14 protein-coding genes are annotated in these 15,737 nt (G+C 68.3%); 5 read left to right on the top strand and 9 right to left on the bottom strand.

Annotation, left to right across the window (positions count from 1 at the left end):
- Nucleotides 1-42: 42 nt before the first annotated feature.
- From tal to AWC24_RS17250, 5 genes are read left to right on the top strand one after another with little or no spacing between them, the layout of a single operon-like run.
- The gene (gene tal, locus AWC24_RS17270; RefSeq protein WP_085087183.1) at nucleotides 43-1,155 is read left to right on the top strand and encodes a transaldolase; all 1,113 of its coding nucleotides are present in this window, start codon (nucleotides 43-45) and stop codon (nucleotides 1,153-1,155) included.
- 4 nt (nucleotides 1,156-1,159) lie between these two features.
- Nucleotides 1,160-2,716 (top strand): glucose-6-phosphate dehydrogenase, encoded by a 1,557-nt coding sequence (gene zwf / locus AWC24_RS17265; RefSeq protein ID WP_085086968.1) that lies wholly within the window; start codon nucleotides 1,160-1,162, stop codon nucleotides 2,714-2,716.
- Complete coding sequence (gene opcA, locus AWC24_RS17260; protein ID WP_085087181.1) at nucleotides 2,713-3,633, top strand: glucose-6-phosphate dehydrogenase assembly protein OpcA; 921 nt, start codon at nucleotides 2,713-2,715, stop codon at nucleotides 3,631-3,633. The genes zwf and opcA overlap by 4 nt, the downstream gene beginning before the upstream one ends.
- On the top strand, nucleotides 3,630-4,376 hold the full coding sequence (gene pgl / locus AWC24_RS17255; protein WP_085086966.1) for a 6-phosphogluconolactonase: 747 nt from the start codon (nucleotides 3,630-3,632) through the stop codon (nucleotides 4,374-4,376). Before opcA ends, pgl begins: the two co-directional genes overlap by 4 nt.
- Nucleotides 4,377-4,417: 41 nt before the next feature.
- A complete protein-coding gene (locus AWC24_RS17250; protein ID WP_085086964.1) occupies nucleotides 4,418-4,807 on the top strand; it encodes an ATPase in 390 nt (129 codons plus the stop codon).
- A 28-nt stretch (nucleotides 4,808-4,835) separates the two neighbouring features.
- Here the strand turns inward: AWC24_RS17250 and secG are convergent, their stop codons facing one another.
- The 9 genes from secG to uvrC all read right to left on the bottom strand — a co-directional run bounded on the left by secG (nucleotide 4,836) and on the right by uvrC (nucleotide 15,697).
- Nucleotides 4,836-5,069 (bottom strand): preprotein translocase subunit SecG, encoded by a 234-nt coding sequence (gene secG, locus AWC24_RS17245; protein WP_085086962.1) that lies wholly within the window; start codon nucleotides 5,067-5,069, stop codon nucleotides 4,836-4,838.
- Nucleotides 5,070-5,110: 41 nt separating this feature from the next.
- Entirely contained in the window at nucleotides 5,111-5,896 is a 786-nt protein-coding gene (gene tpiA, locus AWC24_RS17240) for a triose-phosphate isomerase (RefSeq protein ID WP_085086960.1), read from the bottom strand.
- Nucleotides 5,893-7,131: a phosphoglycerate kinase gene (locus AWC24_RS17235; protein WP_085086958.1), complete on the bottom strand. Its 1,239-nt coding sequence runs from the start codon at nucleotides 7,129-7,131 to the stop codon at nucleotides 5,893-5,895. Before AWC24_RS17235 ends, tpiA begins: the two co-directional genes overlap by 4 nt.
- A 14-nt stretch (nucleotides 7,132-7,145) precedes the next feature.
- Entirely contained in the window at nucleotides 7,146-8,168 is a 1,023-nt protein-coding gene (gene gap, locus AWC24_RS17230; protein ID WP_085086956.1) for a type I glyceraldehyde-3-phosphate dehydrogenase, read from the bottom strand.
- 101 nt (nucleotides 8,169-8,269) lie between these two features.
- Nucleotides 8,270-10,024, bottom strand: coding sequence for a DUF3556 domain-containing protein (locus tag AWC24_RS17225; protein WP_085086954.1), 1,755 nt, complete (start codon nucleotides 10,022-10,024; stop codon nucleotides 8,270-8,272).
- A gap of 580 nt (nucleotides 10,025-10,604) precedes the next feature.
- Entirely contained in the window at nucleotides 10,605-11,588 is a 984-nt protein-coding gene (gene whiA, locus AWC24_RS17220) for a DNA-binding protein WhiA (RefSeq protein WP_085086952.1), read from the bottom strand.
- Nucleotides 11,579-12,658, bottom strand: coding sequence for a uridine diphosphate-N-acetylglucosamine-binding protein YvcK (yvcK, locus tag AWC24_RS17215; RefSeq protein ID WP_085086950.1), 1,080 nt, complete (start codon nucleotides 12,656-12,658; stop codon nucleotides 11,579-11,581). Before yvcK ends, whiA begins: the two co-directional genes overlap by 10 nt.
- Nucleotides 12,659-12,797: 139 nt before the next feature.
- Nucleotides 12,798-13,742, bottom strand: a complete 945-nt coding sequence (gene rapZ / locus AWC24_RS17210; protein WP_085086948.1) for an RNase adapter RapZ — start codon at nucleotides 13,740-13,742, stop codon at nucleotides 12,798-12,800.
- Entirely contained in the window at nucleotides 13,739-15,697 is a 1,959-nt protein-coding gene (uvrC, locus tag AWC24_RS17205; RefSeq protein WP_085086946.1) for an excinuclease ABC subunit UvrC, read from the bottom strand. Before uvrC ends, rapZ begins: the two co-directional genes overlap by 4 nt.
- Nucleotides 15,698-15,737 lie beyond the last annotated feature (40 nt).

The raw sequence follows: 15,737 nt of genomic DNA, 5'->3' as shown, positions 1-15,737 counted from the left end.
CAAACTGTGGCCGCATGACGGCCGATGGAGAAGGAGCGCAACATGACTCAGAACGAACGGCTTGCCGCGCTGAGCGCCGCCGGCGTATCGGTGTGGCTCGATGACCTGTCCCGCGACCGGCTGACATCGGGCAACCTGGCCGAACTCGTCGCCACCCGCAGCGTCGTCGGGGTGACGACCAACCCGACCATCTTCCAGAAGGCGCTGGAGAAGGGCCACGCCTACGACAAGCAACTGGCGGAGCTGGCCGCTCGCGGCGCGGATGTGGACGCGGTGATCCGCACCGTCACCACCGACGACGTCCGCAACGCCTGCGATGTGTTGACCAAGGCGTGGAAGGCCTCCGACGGGGTCGACGGTCGGGTGTCGATCGAGGTCGACCCGCGGCTGGCCCACGACACCGACAAGACCATCGCCCAGGCCGTCGAACTGTGGAAGATCGTCGACCGGCCGAACCTGTTCATCAAGATTCCGGCAACCAAGGCCGGATTGCCGGCCATCACCGCGGTGCTGGCCGAAGGGATCTCGGTCAACGTCACGCTGATCTTCTCCGTCGAGCGGCACCGCGAGGTGATGGACGCCTACCTGGCCGGCCTGGAGGCGGCCAAGGCCGCCGGGCATGACCTGGCCAAGATCCACTCGGTGGCCTCCTTCTTCGTCTCCCGGGTCGACACCGAGATCGACGCCCGCCTGGAGAAGCTCGGCTCGGCCGAAGCGCTGGCGCTGCGCGGCAAGGCCGGCGTCGCCAACGCCCGATTGGCCTACGCCGCCTACGAAGAGGTCTTCGGCGGCGAGCGCTTCGCCGCGCTGGCCGACCACGGCGCCCGGGTACAGCGGCCGCTGTGGGCGTCGACCGGGGTCAAGAACCCCGACTACCCCGACACCCTCTATGTCACCGAGTTGGTGGCCCCGCACACCGTCAACACCATGCCCGAGCCGACCCTGGACGCGGTGGCCGACCACGCCGACATCACCGGCGACGCCATCGCCGGCACCGCGCCGGCGTCCCAACAGGTCTTCGATCACCTCGCAGCGGCGGGCATCGACCTCGCGGACGTGTTCGTGGTGCTGGAATCCGAAGGCGTGGACAAGTTCGAGGCGTCGTGGGGGGAATTGCTGGACGCCACTGCATCGCAGCTCGACGCCGCCAAGTGACCTGATGGTGAGCGCCGGGACAGCGCGACATACCTCGGGGGGCTGGCGAAATCCCCTGCGGGACAAGCGAGACAAGCGCTTGCCCCGCATCGCTGGCCCGTGCGGGGTGGTGATCTTCGGTGTCACCGGCGACCTGGCCCGCCGCAAGCTCATGCCGGCCATCTACGACCTGGCCAACCGGGGCCTGCTCCCGCCCACCTTCGCACTGGTCGGTTTCGCGCGCCGGGAATGGGCCGACGAGGATTTCGCCGACGTGGTCTACCAGGCCGTCAAGCAGCACGCCCGGACCCCGTTCCGGCAGGTGGTTTGGGACCGGCTGGCCGAGGGATTCCGGTTCGTGCAAGGCACTTTCGACGATGACGCGGCATTCGCCCAGCTGGCCGAGACGCTGGACAAGCTCGATGCCGAACGCGGCACCGGCGGCAATCACGCCTTCTACCTGTCGATCCCGCCCGATGCGTTCCCGGTGGTGTGCGAGAAACTGCACGCCACCGGGCTGGCACGTCCGCGAGACGGCCGCTGGAGCCGGGTGGTGATCGAGAAGCCGTTCGGTCACGACCTGGACAGCGCCCGCGAACTCAACAGCGTGGTCAACCGCGTCTTCCCGGAGGAGTCGGTGTTTCGCATCGACCACTATCTGGGCAAGGAGACGGTCCAGAACATTCTGGCGCTGCGGTTCGCCAACCAGCTTTTCGACCCGATCTGGAATGCGCACTACGTCGACCATGTGCAGATCACCATGGCCGAGGACATCGGCTTGGGCGGGCGGGCCGGCTACTACGACGGCATCGGCGCGGCCCGCGACGTCATCCAGAATCACCTGCTGCAGTTGCTGGCCCTGACCGCCATGGAGGAGCCGGTCAGCTTCTCCCCCGCCGAACTGCAAGCCGAGAAGATCAAGGTGCTCTCCGCCACCCGGCTGGCACAGCCATTGGACGAGACCACCTCTCGCGGCCAGTACGCCGCCGGGTGGCAGGGTGGCGAACACGTCGTCGGTCTGCTCGACGAGGAGGGCTTCGCCCACGACTCGCGGACCGAGACCTATGCGGCGATCACCCTGGAGGTCGATACCCGGCGCTGGGCCGGCGTGCCCTTCTACCTGCGCAGCGGAAAACGACTGGGGCGCCGCGTCACCGAGATCGCACTGGTGTTCAAACAGGCGCCGCACCTGCCCTTCGACGCCACCATGACCGATGAGCTGGGCAAGAACGCGCTGGTGATCCGGGTGCAGCCCGATGAGGGGATCACGCTGCGGTTCGGTTCCAAGGTGCCCGGCCATCTGATGGAGGTCCGCGACGTCAACATGGACTTCTCCTACGGCTCGGCGTTCTCCGAGGACTCGCCGGAAGCTTACGAACGCCTGATCCTGGACGTGCTGCTCGGTGAGCCGTCACTGTTCCCGGTCAACGCCGAAGTCGAATTGTCTTGGGAAATCCTCGATCCGGTGCTGGAGAACTGGGCGGAGCACGGCAAGCCCGAGCCCTACGCGGCCGGTACCTGGGGCCCGCGGTCGTCGTTCGAGATGCTGGCGCGCTCGGGCCGGGAATGGCGGCGGCCGTGATCGTCGAAATGCCCGAGACGTCCACCAACGCGATCAACAAGAAGCTCGACGAGCTGCGCGAGCAGGTCGGGGCGGCGACGACGGGCCGGGTGTTGAGCCTGATCATCGCCCTGGAAAGCCCCGCGAACGACATGCTGCTCGAAGACTCCATCGCCGCGGCCAACATCGCCAGCCAGGAACATCCCAGCCGGGTGATCGTGGTGTTGGCGGGTGAGCCCGACGACAGTCCGCCCCGCCTGGACGCCCAGCTGCGGATGTTCGGCGATGCCGGCGCCGGCGAGGTGGTCGTGCTGCGGTTGTCCGGCCCGCTCGCCGGGCACGCCGATGCGGTTGTGGTGCCGTTTCTGCTGCCCGACATTCCGGTGGTCGCGTGGTGGCCCGAGGTGGCGCCGGCGGCGCCGGCCGAGGATCCGCTGGGAGCGTTGGCATTACGCCGGATCACCGACGCCACCAACAGCCCCGACCCGCTGACGGCGATCAAGGGCCGGCGGCACGGCTACACCGCCGGTGACACCGACCTGTCGTGGAGTCGCATCACCTACTGGCGGGCGCTGTTGGCTTCCGCGCTGGATCAGCCGCCCTACGAGCCGGTCCGCTCGGCCCTGGTGTCCGGGCTGTCCACCGAGCCGGCCCTCGACATCCTGGCCGGCTGGTTGGCCAGCCGCATCGACGGCCCGGTGCGCCGCGCCGTCGGTGAGCTGAAGATCGAGTTGGTGCGCGACAGCGAGACCGTGGCGCTGAGCCGGCCGCAGCACGGCGTGATCGCCACCTTGAGCCGCACGGCCAGACCCGACGCGCTGGTTCCGCTGCCCCGCCGGGTGACGGCCGAGTGCCTGGCCGAAGACCTCCGCCGACTGGACTCCGACGCTGTGTATGGTGCCGCTCTGGCCGGCCTCGAAGAAGTGGAGTATCTGTGACCGTAGCGATCTACCCGAACGCCGACGAGCTCATCGCCGCGGCCGGTGACCGGCTTGCCGACGCCATCGAGGCGGCGCTCGCCGCTCGGGGCCGCGCTCTCATCGTGCTGACCGGTGGCGGCAGCGGCATCGCGCTGCTGCGGCGCCTCGGCGATCACGCCGGCCGGATCGACTGGGGAGGCGTGCACCTGTTCTTCGGCGACGACCGGTTCGTCCCGGCGGCCGACGCCGAACGCAACGACAAGCAGGCCCGCGAGGCGCTGTTGGGCCGCATCGACATTCCCGCCGCCAACATCCATGCCATGCCCGCCAGCGACGGGGATTGCGGCGATGACCTCGATGCCGCCGCGCTGGCGTACCAGGAGGTGTTGGCCGCCAACGCCGAGCCGGGCCAACCCGCCCCTGATTTCGACGTGCATCTGCTGGGGATGGGTGCCGAAGGGCACGTCAACTCGCTGTTTCCCGACACCCCCGCGGTACGCGAGACGAGCCGTCTGGTGGTCGGAGTGCCCGACTCGCCCAAGCCGCCGCCGCGGCGCATCACGCTGACGCTGCCCGCGGTGTGTCGCTCGCGCCAGGTGTGGCTGGTGGTGTCCGGGGCGGCCAAGGCCGAGGCGGTGGCGGCTGCGGTCGGCGGCGCCGAACCGGTCGCGATTCCGGCGGCCGGCGCGGTCGGTCGGGAAGAGACGGTCTGGCTACTGGACGCGGCAGCGGCCTCGCAGTTGCCCGGGCAATCCGGCTAGCCGCCCTCGGCCGTGCGCCGCGGCACGTCATAATTGGCGCCATGGCAGACAGAAGCTCGGGTACCGGTTCGGAACGCAAGCGGCTCAAGACGCTGGCGCAGGCGGCGCTGAACGCCGACGTGACGGTCGGGCAGCTCGAGGATGTGCTGGGCGGCCTGGGCAACACGATGAACGAGCTGAACAGCTCGCTGGAAGGCCTCAACGCCACGGTCGAACGCCTCGGCGACGGCCTGGACCATCTGGAGCAGACCATGTCCGGCCTCGACGACCTGTCCCGCCGGCTGGCGGCCCTCATCGAGCCGGTCGAGGCCATCGTCAGTCGGATCGACTACATCGTCGAGGTCGGCGAGACGGCGATGTCGCCGTTGGCCGCCACGGAGAACGTGGTGCGCGGCGTGTTCAACGCGCTGCGCAACCGGACGGTGCGCTGAGCGGCCGGCGTGATGTCGCCGGCCACGCTCAGGCGTACTTGATCAGCAGGCCCACTGCGATGATCGACACCAGCCAGATGGCGATGACGAAGTAGGTCAGCCGGTCCAGGTTCTTCTCGACCACCGTCGAGCCCGACAGGCTGGACTGCACCCCGCCACCGAACAGGGTGGACAGGCCGCCGCCCTTGGCGCGGTGCAGCAGCACCAGCAGCATCACCAGCAGACTGGTGATCACCAAGAGGATCTTAAGCGTCAAGATCATGGCGCTACCCTACCGTGCCGCCGAGGCGCGTTCCGGCGCGGCTAGACAAGGGGCCCGCCGGCCGCCAGCGCCGCCAGGGTGGCGAACTGCTCGCCGTCCAGCGACGCCCCGCCGACCAGGCCGCCGTCGACGTCGGGCTGGCCGATCAGCTCACCGACGTTCTTGGCGTTGACCGAGCCGCCGTAGAGCACCCGGACCGCCTCGGCGATCTTCGGCGAGGCGAGCTTGCCCAGTTCGGCACGGATCGCCGCGCACACCTCCTGCGCGTCGGCGGCACCGGCGACCCGGCCGGTGCCGATCGCCCACACCGGTTCGTAGGCGATGACGCTCGCACCGATCTGTTCGGCGCTCAGCCCGGCCAGCGAACCCCGCAACTGGTCCACGCAGTACTCGACGTGGTTGCCGGCTTCCCGGATCTCGAGGTGTTCGCCGACGCAGATGATCGGGGTGAGTCCGTGCTTGAGCGCGGCGGCCGCCTTGGCTGCCACCAGCGCGTCGTCCTCGCCGTGGTAGCTGCGCCGCTCGGAGTGGCCGACGACGACGTAGCTGCAGCCCAGCTTGGCCAGGAACGCCCCGCTGATCTCGCCGGTGTAGGCACCGGAGTCGTGCTGTGAGAGGTCTTGGGCGCCGAAGGTCAGCCGAAGCTTGTCCCCGTCGACCAGGGTCTGCACGCTACGCAGGTCGGTGAACGGCGGCAGCACCGTGACGTCGACCTTGTCGTAGTACTTGTCCGGCAGCGAGAACGCCACCTTCTGCACCAGTGCGATCGCCTCGAAGTGGTTGAGGTTCATCTTCCAGTTGCCGGCGATCAGCGGTTTGCGGCTCATTGCGCCCCTCCGGTTTCCAGGACCTGCAGGCCTGGCAGTGGTTTTCCCTCAAGGTATTCCAGCGACGCCCCACCTCCGGTGGAGATGTGCGAAAAACCGTCCTCGTTCAGGCCGAGCGTGCGCACCGCCGCGGCGGAGTCCCCGCCGCCGACCACGCTGAACGCGCCCTTGCCGGTGGCCGTCGCGATCGCCTCGGCCACGCCCTTGGTGCCTGCGGCGAACGCCGGGAACTCGAACACGCCCATCGGCCCGTTCCAGAAGATGGTCTTGGCGTTGGCCAGCAGGGCGGCGAAGCGCTGCACCGAGCCGGGGCCGACGTCCAGACCCATCTTGCCCTCCGGAATCGCATCGGCGGCAACGGTTTCCGGGGTGGCGTCAGCGTCGAACTTGTCGGCGACCACGATGTCAACGGGCAGTCGCAGCACATCGGCGTAGTCGTCGAGCAGTTGCCGGCAGGTGTCGACCATGTCGGCCTCCAGCAGCGAGGTCCCGACCTGGAGGCCTTGGGCGGCCAGGAAGGTGAAACACATCCCGCCGCCGATCACGATGGAATCGGCCTTGGTCGCCAGCGACTTGATGACACCGAGCTTGTCGGAGACCTTCGAGCCGCCCAGCACCACGGCGTAGGGGCGCTCGCTCGACTCGGTCAGTTGCTGCAACACCTGGATCTCCGCGGCGACCAGCGTCCCGGCATACGACGGCAGCAGGGTGGCGACGTCGTAGACCGAGGCCTGCTTGCGGTGCACCACACCGAAGCCGTCGGAGACGAACGCTCCCGGCGAGCCGTCCGGCGCGGCGACCAGTTCGGCGAGCGCCCGCGCCAGCGCCAGGCGTTCGCCGTCGTCCTTGCTGGTCTCGCGTGAGTCGAACCGGATGTTCTCCAGCAGCAGCACGTCACCGTCGGTGAGGCCTTCGGCGCGGGCCAGCGCGTCGGTGCCGATCACGTCACCGGCCAGTTGAACGTGCCGGCCCAACTGCTCGCCCAGCGCGGCGGCCACCGGGGCCAGCGACAGGTTGGGATCCGGCCCGTTCTTGGGCCGGCCCAGGTGCGCGGTCACCACGACCTTGGCTCCGGCGTCGACGAGGGCGCGCAGCGTGGGCACCGATGCGATGATCCGGCCCGGGTCGGTGATCTTGCCCTCATCGAGCGGGACGTTCAGGTCGGAGCGCACCAGCACGCCCCGCCCCGAAACCCCCTCGGCGATCAGTTCAGAAACTGCCTTGACCGAAGACACAGCCACGATCGCTCTTACAGCGACTTGCCGACGAGCGCGATCAGGTCCACCAGCCGGTTGGAGTAGCCCCACTCGTTGTCGTACCAGGACACCACCTTGGCCTGGTTGTCGATCACCTTGGTCAACCCGGCGTCGTACAGCGACGAGTGCGGGTCGGTGACGATGTCACTGGAGACGATCGGCGCGTCATAGTACTTCAGGATGCCCTTCATCGGGCCCTCCGCGGCGGCCTTCATCGCGGCGTTGATGTCCTCGATCGAGGCGGACTTGCCCAGCTCGGCGGTGAGGTCGGTGACCGAGCCGGTGGGGATCGGCACCCGCAGCGCGTACCCGTCCAGCTTGCCCTTCAGCTCGGGCAGCACCAGGCCGATCGCCTTGGCGGCGCCGGTGGAGGTGGGCACGATGTTGACCGCGGCCGCGCGAGCGCGACGCAGATCGCTGTGCGGGCCGTCCTGCAGGTTCTGGTCCTGGGTGTAGGCGTGGATGGTGGTCATCAGGCCCTTGACGATGCCGAACTCGTCGTTGAGGACCTTGGCCAGCGGGCCCAGGCAGTTCGTGGTGCACGACGCGTTGGAGATGATGTTCTGGCTGCCGTCGTACTTGTCGTCGTTGACGCCGAGCACGATGGTGATGTCCTCGTCGCTGGCCGGGGCGGAGATGATCACCTTCTTGGCGCCGGCGTCCAGGTGGCCCTGCGCCTTGTCGCGTTTGGTGAAGATGCCGGTGGACTCGACGACGACGTCGACACCCAGGTCACCCCAGGGCAGCGCCGCCGGGCCCTCCTTGACCTCCAGGGCCTTGATCTTGGTGTCGCCGACGACGATGGTGTCGTCGCCCTCGAGGCTGACGTCGTGGGGCAACCGGCCCAGAATGGAGTCGAATTTCAGCAGGTGGGCCAGGCTGGCATTGTCGGTCAGGTCGTTGACCGCGACGATCTCGATGTCGGTATTGGCGCCCTGGGCTTTCTGCGCGTCCAATGCCCTGAAGAAGTTGCGCCCGATGCGGCCGAAGCCGTTCACGCCTACCCGGACCGTCACTGGTCTCTCCTCGTGTCGCCTAGTTTGCTGGTGTATTCGCCGCCAGCCTAGTGCGTGACCGCACCTACAGGTCATCGGGTACGGCGACGACGGCGGTGAGCTTACTGCCCGGTGATGCGGACCGGGAACTCGTCGCCGGGCTCGGGCCAGGGTTGCCGGCTGAGCATGTCGGCCACCGCTACGTAGCCCGCTTCGATCAGCCCGGTCTTGGCGTCGACGATGCGGTAGGCCTGTTCTTTGCGGTGAATGGGTTGCCCTTCCAGCATGATCACCCTCAGGTCGCCTTCGGCGAAGTGGCAGCGGCGCTGCACCGCGGCCAGCAACTGCTCGTTGTGCAGGTGGCCTTCGCCGAAGTTCCACCCGATCAGCGGGCCGGCGATGATCTCGCCGTCCCGGATGCTGTAGTCGGCTTGGCTCGCCACTGCCCCCAGGGCCCGCGGCAGCAGGCCGTTGAGTGCCCGGCCGTGCAGATGCATGGCCCGAAAGGCCCCTGGAACCTTGTCGGCCACCAGTTCGGCGGTGGGGCGGTCGTAGAGCTTGGCGAGCTGATTGATGACCAGCGCCGAACTCTTGACCGTGCGCGCCTCGAGGGTGTCTTCGGCGCCGTCGCGGAAACACCACAGGCTCGAGGCCCAGTTTCCGGCGTAGTAGCGCATCCCGGGCAGGAACGAGATCTGTTGGGGAAACATGTTTCCCGCGATCGGCATGACCACCAGGCCGGCGACCAGAATGACCCCCAGCAGTGGTGAACTCAGGTCGTACACCCGAATTTCGGTGTGCTGGCCGAAGAGATAGAACAGCGAGAAGATAAAGAACACGTTCCATTCCAACGGAACTCCCATCGGGAGGTTGGAGATGATGTTGAGGTGGAAGATCACCATGAAAGCGATCAGGGCCCACCGCCAGGGCTGATCACCGGCGACCAGCACCAGCAGCGCCGGCACGATGAATTCGGCGGTGGTGCCGCCGACGTGCGCCATCAGTTGCGGTATCCGGGTGGGCCGCAGGTCGTTGAGGTGATCGCGGTAGAGCAGGTGTTTGAACCGGGTGAACATCGTCGGCCGCAACAGGGCGTTGTTGCTCATCATCACGGCCACCACGTACGGGAAGTGCTGGTTGAGCTTGGATGTCGCTGCGCCCCACCACAATCCGAGGAGGATGAGCTTGAACGCGGCCATCTGGTCGACGTAGGGAAAGAAGAACACCAGCAACGTCAGCCCGTAGTGCTCGGCGCGGGCCGCCAGGAAGATGGTCTTGTCCCGCAAGCCGAGCAGCACCAGTGCGGCGATGATCGGGACCACCCGGATGGGATCGATCAGGCCGATCTCGCCGGGGCCGCCGGTGCTGGTGTCCGGGACGCCCGGCGCGAGCAACACCCAGCAGCCGGAGACCAACACCGCGGCGTACAGCGCGACGTCGAGGAGGGTCCGGGTATCGCCGCCGGTGAGCGGGACCCGGCCCGGCCAGGGCGGCAGTCGAATCGTGTTAGGCCGCAGCCAGTATAGGAATCCGCCGATCGGCGGCCAGAATCGTCCGGTCAGCGGGCCGGAGCCGCAGCCCAGTCCCAGGATCTCGAACAGCAAGGTGAAGACGACGACCTTCTGGTAGACGATCGGCTGCGTCCACCACTGCGCCACGTCGCTCAGCCCGCCCAGGCCCGGAGTCAGCGCGACGACCGCCGCGGCGCCGCCGGCGTAGGCCGCGATCTTGAACAGATACAGCAGGTAGACCGCCGACGGGGTGCCGAACCCGTGCTCGGCCCAGTGCCGGCTGCAGATCTGCGCCCGGGTAGCCCACGGGGCGGTGCGCCAGCCCGCTGGGTCCACGTCGGGAACCGACGGTTTGATGAACCCCATCTTGGCCTCACTCCCCTGGCTTGTGCATGTTCAGTTATAGCGATACCCGTCATGCCGCGACGCGGTTTTGGGCTGGCGTGACCAGTTGGGGCTCCCATGTCCGGATACAGCCACAATCTTCCGGGCTATTAAGTGTGGGATCTGACTTCGTAATATTTTTCTAGCGGCGGGCCACAGTTCACCAAGCAGGTGGTTGCCGCTGCCTCATCGCTGCCCGCAGACGTCCCGGTCTTCGCCGGTTACTACACCGAAGCCGGCGCATTGACCATCCTCGGACCAGCCGCCGATCTTCGACATCCGGTTTACAGCGCGCATAACAACTACGCCCTGTGGGGCCCGCCGACCGGCCGCGTGGACACCGTGCTCTGCGTTGGCGACTTCCCGCGCCGTTACCTACTCGACTTCTGGTCCCAGGTCACACCATTGGCGCCTGTCGTCGCCGACGATGGCAAACACACCTGGGAAACCGATCGTACGATTTATCTGTGCCAGCAGCCGCGCGGCACCTGGGCGCAAATGTGGCCATCTCTTAGTCACTTCCACCGACAGCGACCGCCGAACCGTCCGAGGACGACGTCGGCTAGGCGTCTTCGAGCAACTCCGGGGTGACCGCGGACTCGGTGTCGGGGATACCGTCCTGCTTGGCCTTGCGGTCGGCCATCGACAACAACCGCCGAATCCGGCCGGCCACCGCATCTTTGGTCATCGGCGGGTCGGCGAGCCGGCCCAATTCCTCCAGCGAGGCCTGCCGGTGCTCGACGCGCAGCCTGCCGGCCGAGGCCAGGTGCTCGGGAACCGTGTCACCCAGAATGTCCAGAGCGCGTTCCACCCGGGCCGCGGCGGCCACCGCTGCGCGCGCCGAACGACGCAGGTTGGCGTCGTCGAAGTTGGCCAGCCGGTTGGCCGTCGCACGCACCTCACGGCGAATCCGGCGTTCCTCCCAGATCAGCCGGGTGTCCTGGGCGCCCATCCTGGTGAGCAATGCGCCGATAGCCTCGCCGTCGCGCACCACCACCCGGTCGGCACCGCGCACCTCGCGGGCCTTCGCGCTGACCCCGAGCCGCCGTGCCGCGCCGACCAGCGCCAGCGCCGCCTCCGGTCCGGGGCAACCGACCTCCAGCGCCGAGGATCGGCCCGGCTCGGTCAATGATCCGTGCGCCAAAAACGCTCCCCGCCAAGCTGCTTCGGCGTCGGCGACGGTGCCGCCGACGACCTGGGCGGGAAGACCGCGCACCGGGCGGCCACGCAGGTCCAACAATCCGGTCTGACGGGCCAGCGCCTCCCCGTCCTTGGTGACCCGCAGCACGTAGCGGGTGTTCTTGCGCATCCCACTGGCCGTCAGGACATGCACGATCGCACTGTAGCCGTACAGGTCGAAGATGTCCTTGCGCAACCGGCGCGCGATCACGCCGAGATCCACCTCGGCTTCGACCACGACCCGGCCGGCCACGATGTGCAGCCCACCGGCGAAGCGCAGCAACGCCGCGACCTCGGCGCGACGCGCTGTGACCGAACTAACCACGAGACGGCTCAGCTCGTCCTTGACCTCCGCCGTCATCGCCACGACTTGTCACCTCCCGGCCCGAGCCCGCTCGGTCCACTCACGCCGGATCGCCGGCCCCCGCCCTCGACGGGCGCTGTGGCCGGTGTCGGGATCCTCCGCGACGACGCGCCGGCCTCTCGAACCCCGTCCAGCGCTGCCGCCAGCTTTCCTGGGTCATGTAAAGGTGTACCAGGTCTGGCCACGTCGACGAACTGAACCTCGGCTTCGAACAAGGTCGCAGCGCGACGCAATTGTTCACGCTCGCGTTCGCTGGGCACCCGGCCGGCGTCGATGATGATGTGGTCGACGGTGAAACCCGGGGCGTGTTGGGCCAAGACGTGCAGGTGCCGCTCCACCGAGAATCCGGCGGTCTCCCCCGGTTCGGCGACCAGGTTGAGCACCAGCGCACGGCGGGCTTTGGTGCCCTGAAGCGCCGACGCCAGCCCGGGGACCAGTAGGTGCGGGATCACGCTGGTGAACCACGATCCCGGGCCCAGCACAACCAGGTCCGCCGACATGATGGCGTCGACGGCTTGCCGGGTCGCCGGCGGGTTGCCCGGCAGCAGCCGCACCCGGCGTACCTTGCCCGGGGTGGTCGCGATCGCCACCTGGCCGCGGATCAGCCGGGACAGCCGCGGGTCGGCGTCGAGGCCGGACACATCGGCTTCGATCTGCAGCGCGATCGGGCACATCGGCAGCACCCGTCCCTTGACGCCGAGCATCCGCCCGAGCTCATCGAGAGCCGCCACCGGGTCGGCCAGCACCTCATTGAGGCCGGCCAACAGCAGATTGCCGATCGGGTGGCCCGCCAGCGCACCGGTGCCACCGAACCGGTGCTGCAGGATGGTCGCCCACAACCGCCCGGCGGGGCTGTCGGATGCCAGCGCCGCCAGTGCCATTCGGAGATCTCCCGGCGGCACCACATCCAGTTCGCCGCGTAACCGCCCCGACGAGCCGCCGTCGTCGGCCACGGTGACCACCGCGGTGACGTGCGGGCTCAGCCGACGGGCGGCCGACAGCGTTGCGTAGAGGCCGTGCCCGCCGCCGAGCGCAACGATGCCCGGGTTGGCGCTGGCGGGCTCAATGCTCATCGGCGCCGCTCTCCCCCGCAAGCGGGAGGTGCCCCCACCTCATCGCTCCGCAAGCTCCGTCCCCCGCAAGCGGGTGGGGGTACCCCCAGCCGCCCCGCGGCGAGGGGGCGTGCCCCCACTGCATCGTCGCCGGCGCGGCTCATTCGCGACCCAGATCCCGGTGCAGCACGCGCACCGATAATTCGTCCTTGTCGGCTTCGGCATTCCGGGTGTCCAGCAGCAGCGCCAGCGCCTCGGCGATGGCCACACTGCGATGCTTGCCGCCGGTGCACCCGATGGCCACGGTCATGTATCGCTTTCCCTCTCGTCGGTAGCCGCCCACCACCAGTGACAGCAGCCGATGGTAGGCCTCGAGGAACTCGTCCGCACCCGGCTGGCTCAGCACGTAGTCACGCACCGCCGGGTGCTGTCCGGTGTGCGGGCGCAGTTCGTCGACCCAGTGCGGGTTAGGTAGAAACCGCACGTCCATCACCATGTCGGCGTCCATCGGCAGACCGTACTTGTAGCCGAAGGACTCGACCGTAACCGATGTCGGAGCACTGACGGCGTCCCCGCCGAACATCTCCTCGATGCTCTCCCGCAACTCGCGCACGCTGAGCACCGAGGTGTCGATCACCAGGTCGGCGACCGCGCGCACCGGCGCCAGCATGACCCGCTCGGCGGTGATGCCCTCGGTGAGCGTCTGCTGGCCCTGGAGCGGATGACTGCGGCGGTTGTGCTCGTAACGGCGGATCAACACGTCGTCGCCGGCCTCCATGAACAGCACCCGCGGGTTGATGCCGCGAGTCGCCAGCTCGGTGCGCACCGAGTCGAGGTCGCCGGTGAACCCGGCCGAACGCACGTCCATTACCACCGCCAGCTGGGTGATCCGGGAGCCCGCCGCCAATCCCAGGTCCACCATCCGGGCGATCAGCTCCGGCGGCAGGTTGTCGGCGACGTACCAGCCCAGGTCCTCGAGCACCTTGGCCGCGGTCCCGCGCCCCGCTCCGGACAGCCCGGTGACCAGCACCACGTCGATGCCGGCACCGTCTCCGGGGCCGCCGACGTCGCGCTCCCGCACGCCCTTCGGTAAATCCCTGTTCATCCCGACATCCGTTGCTGTTCATCGGCGCCCGTTGCACCGTCGGCCCCCAGTGCCTCGAGTACGGCCGCCGCGGTCGCCGCGCCGATTCCCGGGATCGAGGTGAGCTCCTCGACGGTAGCCCGTTTCAGCCGTGCCACCGAGCCGAAATGTGAGATCAGCACCTTGCGCCGATGCTCCCCGAGGCCGGGCACCGCGTCCAGCACCGACGCCGTCATCCGCTTGGAGCGTTTGCTGCGGTGGTAGGCGATGGCGAACCGGTGCGCTTCGTCGCGAATCCGCTGCAACAGATACAGGCCCTCGCTCTGCCTCGCCAAGATGACCGGGTCGGGCTCGGAGGGCACCCACACCTCCTCCAACCGCTTGGCCAGGCCGATCGTGGCGACGTCGGTGATGCCGAGCTCGGCGAGGACCGCGGCCGCGGCATTGACCTGTGCAGCGCCCCCGTCCACCACATACAGGTTCGGCGGGTAGGCGAATTTACGTGACTTGCCTTCCGGGGCAATAACTTCGGCATCCAGGTGGCGGCGGAACCGGCGGCGGGTCACCTCGGCGATCGACGCCACGTCGTCGGAGCGGCCTTCGCCGGCCGCCTCCCGGATAGCGAAGTGGCGGTAGTCCGACTTGCGGGGCAGGCCGTCCTCGAAGACCACCAGCGAGCCGACCACGTCGGTGCCCTGCACATGGCTGATGTCGACGCATTCGATCCGCAGCGGAGCGTCGGCGAGTCCCAATGCCTCCTGAATGTTCTGCAGTGCGGCGGATCTGGCGGTGAAGTCTCCGGCTCTCTTCAACTTGTGTTGCTGCAGTGCGTCTTTCGCGTTCCGCTCCACGGTCTCGGCCAGTGCGCGCTTGTCGCCGCGTAACGGCACCCGCAGCGACACCCGCGAACCCCGCAGCTCCGACAGCCAGCTGGTCAACTCGTCACCGTTGGCCGGCAGACAGGGCACCAGCACCTCGCGGGGCACCGGGTTGATCGGCTCGTCGGCCGAGCCCTCCAGGGCCGCCTGGTCGCCGTAGAACTGGGTGACGAACTGCTCGACGAGACGTTCCAGCGAGTTCTCGGAATCTCCGGGGTCGCCGGGCTTTTCGACGATCCAGCCGCGCTGGCCGCGAACCCGCCCGCCGCGCACGTGGAAGACCTGGACCGCCGCCTCCAGATCGTCGTCGGCGAACGCCACCACGTCGGCGTCGGTGCCGTCGCCGAGCACCACAGCCTGCTTCTCCAGCGCCCGTTTGAGCGCGGCGACATCGTCCCGCAACCGCGCGGCCCGCTCGAAGTCGAGCTCGTCGGAGGCCGCCAGCATCTGCTGCTCGAGGCTGCGGACCAGTCGGTCGGTCTTGCCTGCCAGGAAGTCGCAGAAGTCGTCCACGATCCGCCGGTGCTCATCGGCGCTGACCCGCCCGACACACGGGGCTGCGCACTTGCCGATGTAGCCCAGCAAGCAGGGCCGTCCGATCTGTTGGTGTCGCTTGAAAACCCCGGCCGAGCAGGTGCGCGCCGGAAACACCCGCAGCAACAGGTCCAGGGTTTCGCGGATCGCCCAGGCGTGCGAATAGGGCCCGAAGTAACGGACACCCTTGCGGCGCGGTCCGCGATAGACCATCAGCCGCGGGTATTCCTCGTTGAGGGTGACGGCCAACACCGGATAGGTCTTGTCGTCGCGGTAGCGGACATTGAACCGCGGGTCGAACTCCTTGATCCAATTGTACTCAAGTTGCAGCGCCTCGACCTCGGTGTTGACCACCGTCCACGCCACCTTCGCGGCGGTGGTCACCATCTGGCGGGTGCGCGGGTGCAGACCGGCGACGTCGGCGAAGTAGGACGTCAGCCGCGACCGCAGGCTTTTCGCCTTGCCCACGTAGATGACCCGGCCGTGCGGGTCGACAAACCGGTAGACACCGGGCTCGACGGGAATGGAGCCGGGCGCCGGGCGATAGGTCGCGGGGTCTGGCACGTAATCAGGCTAGCGTGCGACTTCCCCCGGCGAGCAGACG

Source organism: Mycolicibacter senuensis (genome assembly GCF_002101885.1).
Classification (GTDB): Bacteria; Actinomycetota; Actinomycetes; order Mycobacteriales; family Mycobacteriaceae; genus Mycobacterium; species Mycobacterium senuense.
The sequence above is the reverse complement of the archived record's forward strand: the minus strand, read 5'-3'. Positions and strand labels throughout refer to the sequence as shown.

Bases quoted from the DNA above. Each gene is read 5' to 3' on its own strand.
- yvcK (WP_085086950.1), bottom strand. From the start codon at position 12,658: ATGAGCATTGAGCCCGCCAGCGCCAACCCGGGCATCGTTGCGCTCGGC.
- tpiA (WP_085086960.1), bottom strand. From the start codon at position 5,896: ATGAGCCGCAAACCGCTGATCGCCGGCAACTGGAAGATGAACCTCAAC.
- zwf (WP_085086968.1), top strand. From the start codon at position 1,160: ATGGTGAGCGCCGGGACAGCGCGACATACCTCGGGGGGCTGGCGAAAT.
- secG (WP_085086962.1), bottom strand. From the start codon at position 5,069: ATGATCTTGACGCTTAAGATCCTCTTGGTGATCACCAGTCTGCTGGTG.
- AWC24_RS17225 (WP_085086954.1), bottom strand. From the start codon at position 10,024: ATGGGGTTCATCAAACCGTCGGTTCCCGACGTGGACCCAGCGGGCTGG.
- tal (WP_085087183.1), top strand. From the start codon at position 43: ATGACTCAGAACGAACGGCTTGCCGCGCTGAGCGCCGCCGGCGTATCG.
- AWC24_RS17250 (WP_085086964.1), top strand. From the start codon at position 4,418: ATGGCAGACAGAAGCTCGGGTACCGGTTCGGAACGCAAGCGGCTCAAG.
- rapZ (WP_085086948.1), bottom strand. From the start codon at position 13,742: ATGAACAGGGATTTACCGAAGGGCGTGCGGGAGCGCGACGTCGGCGGC.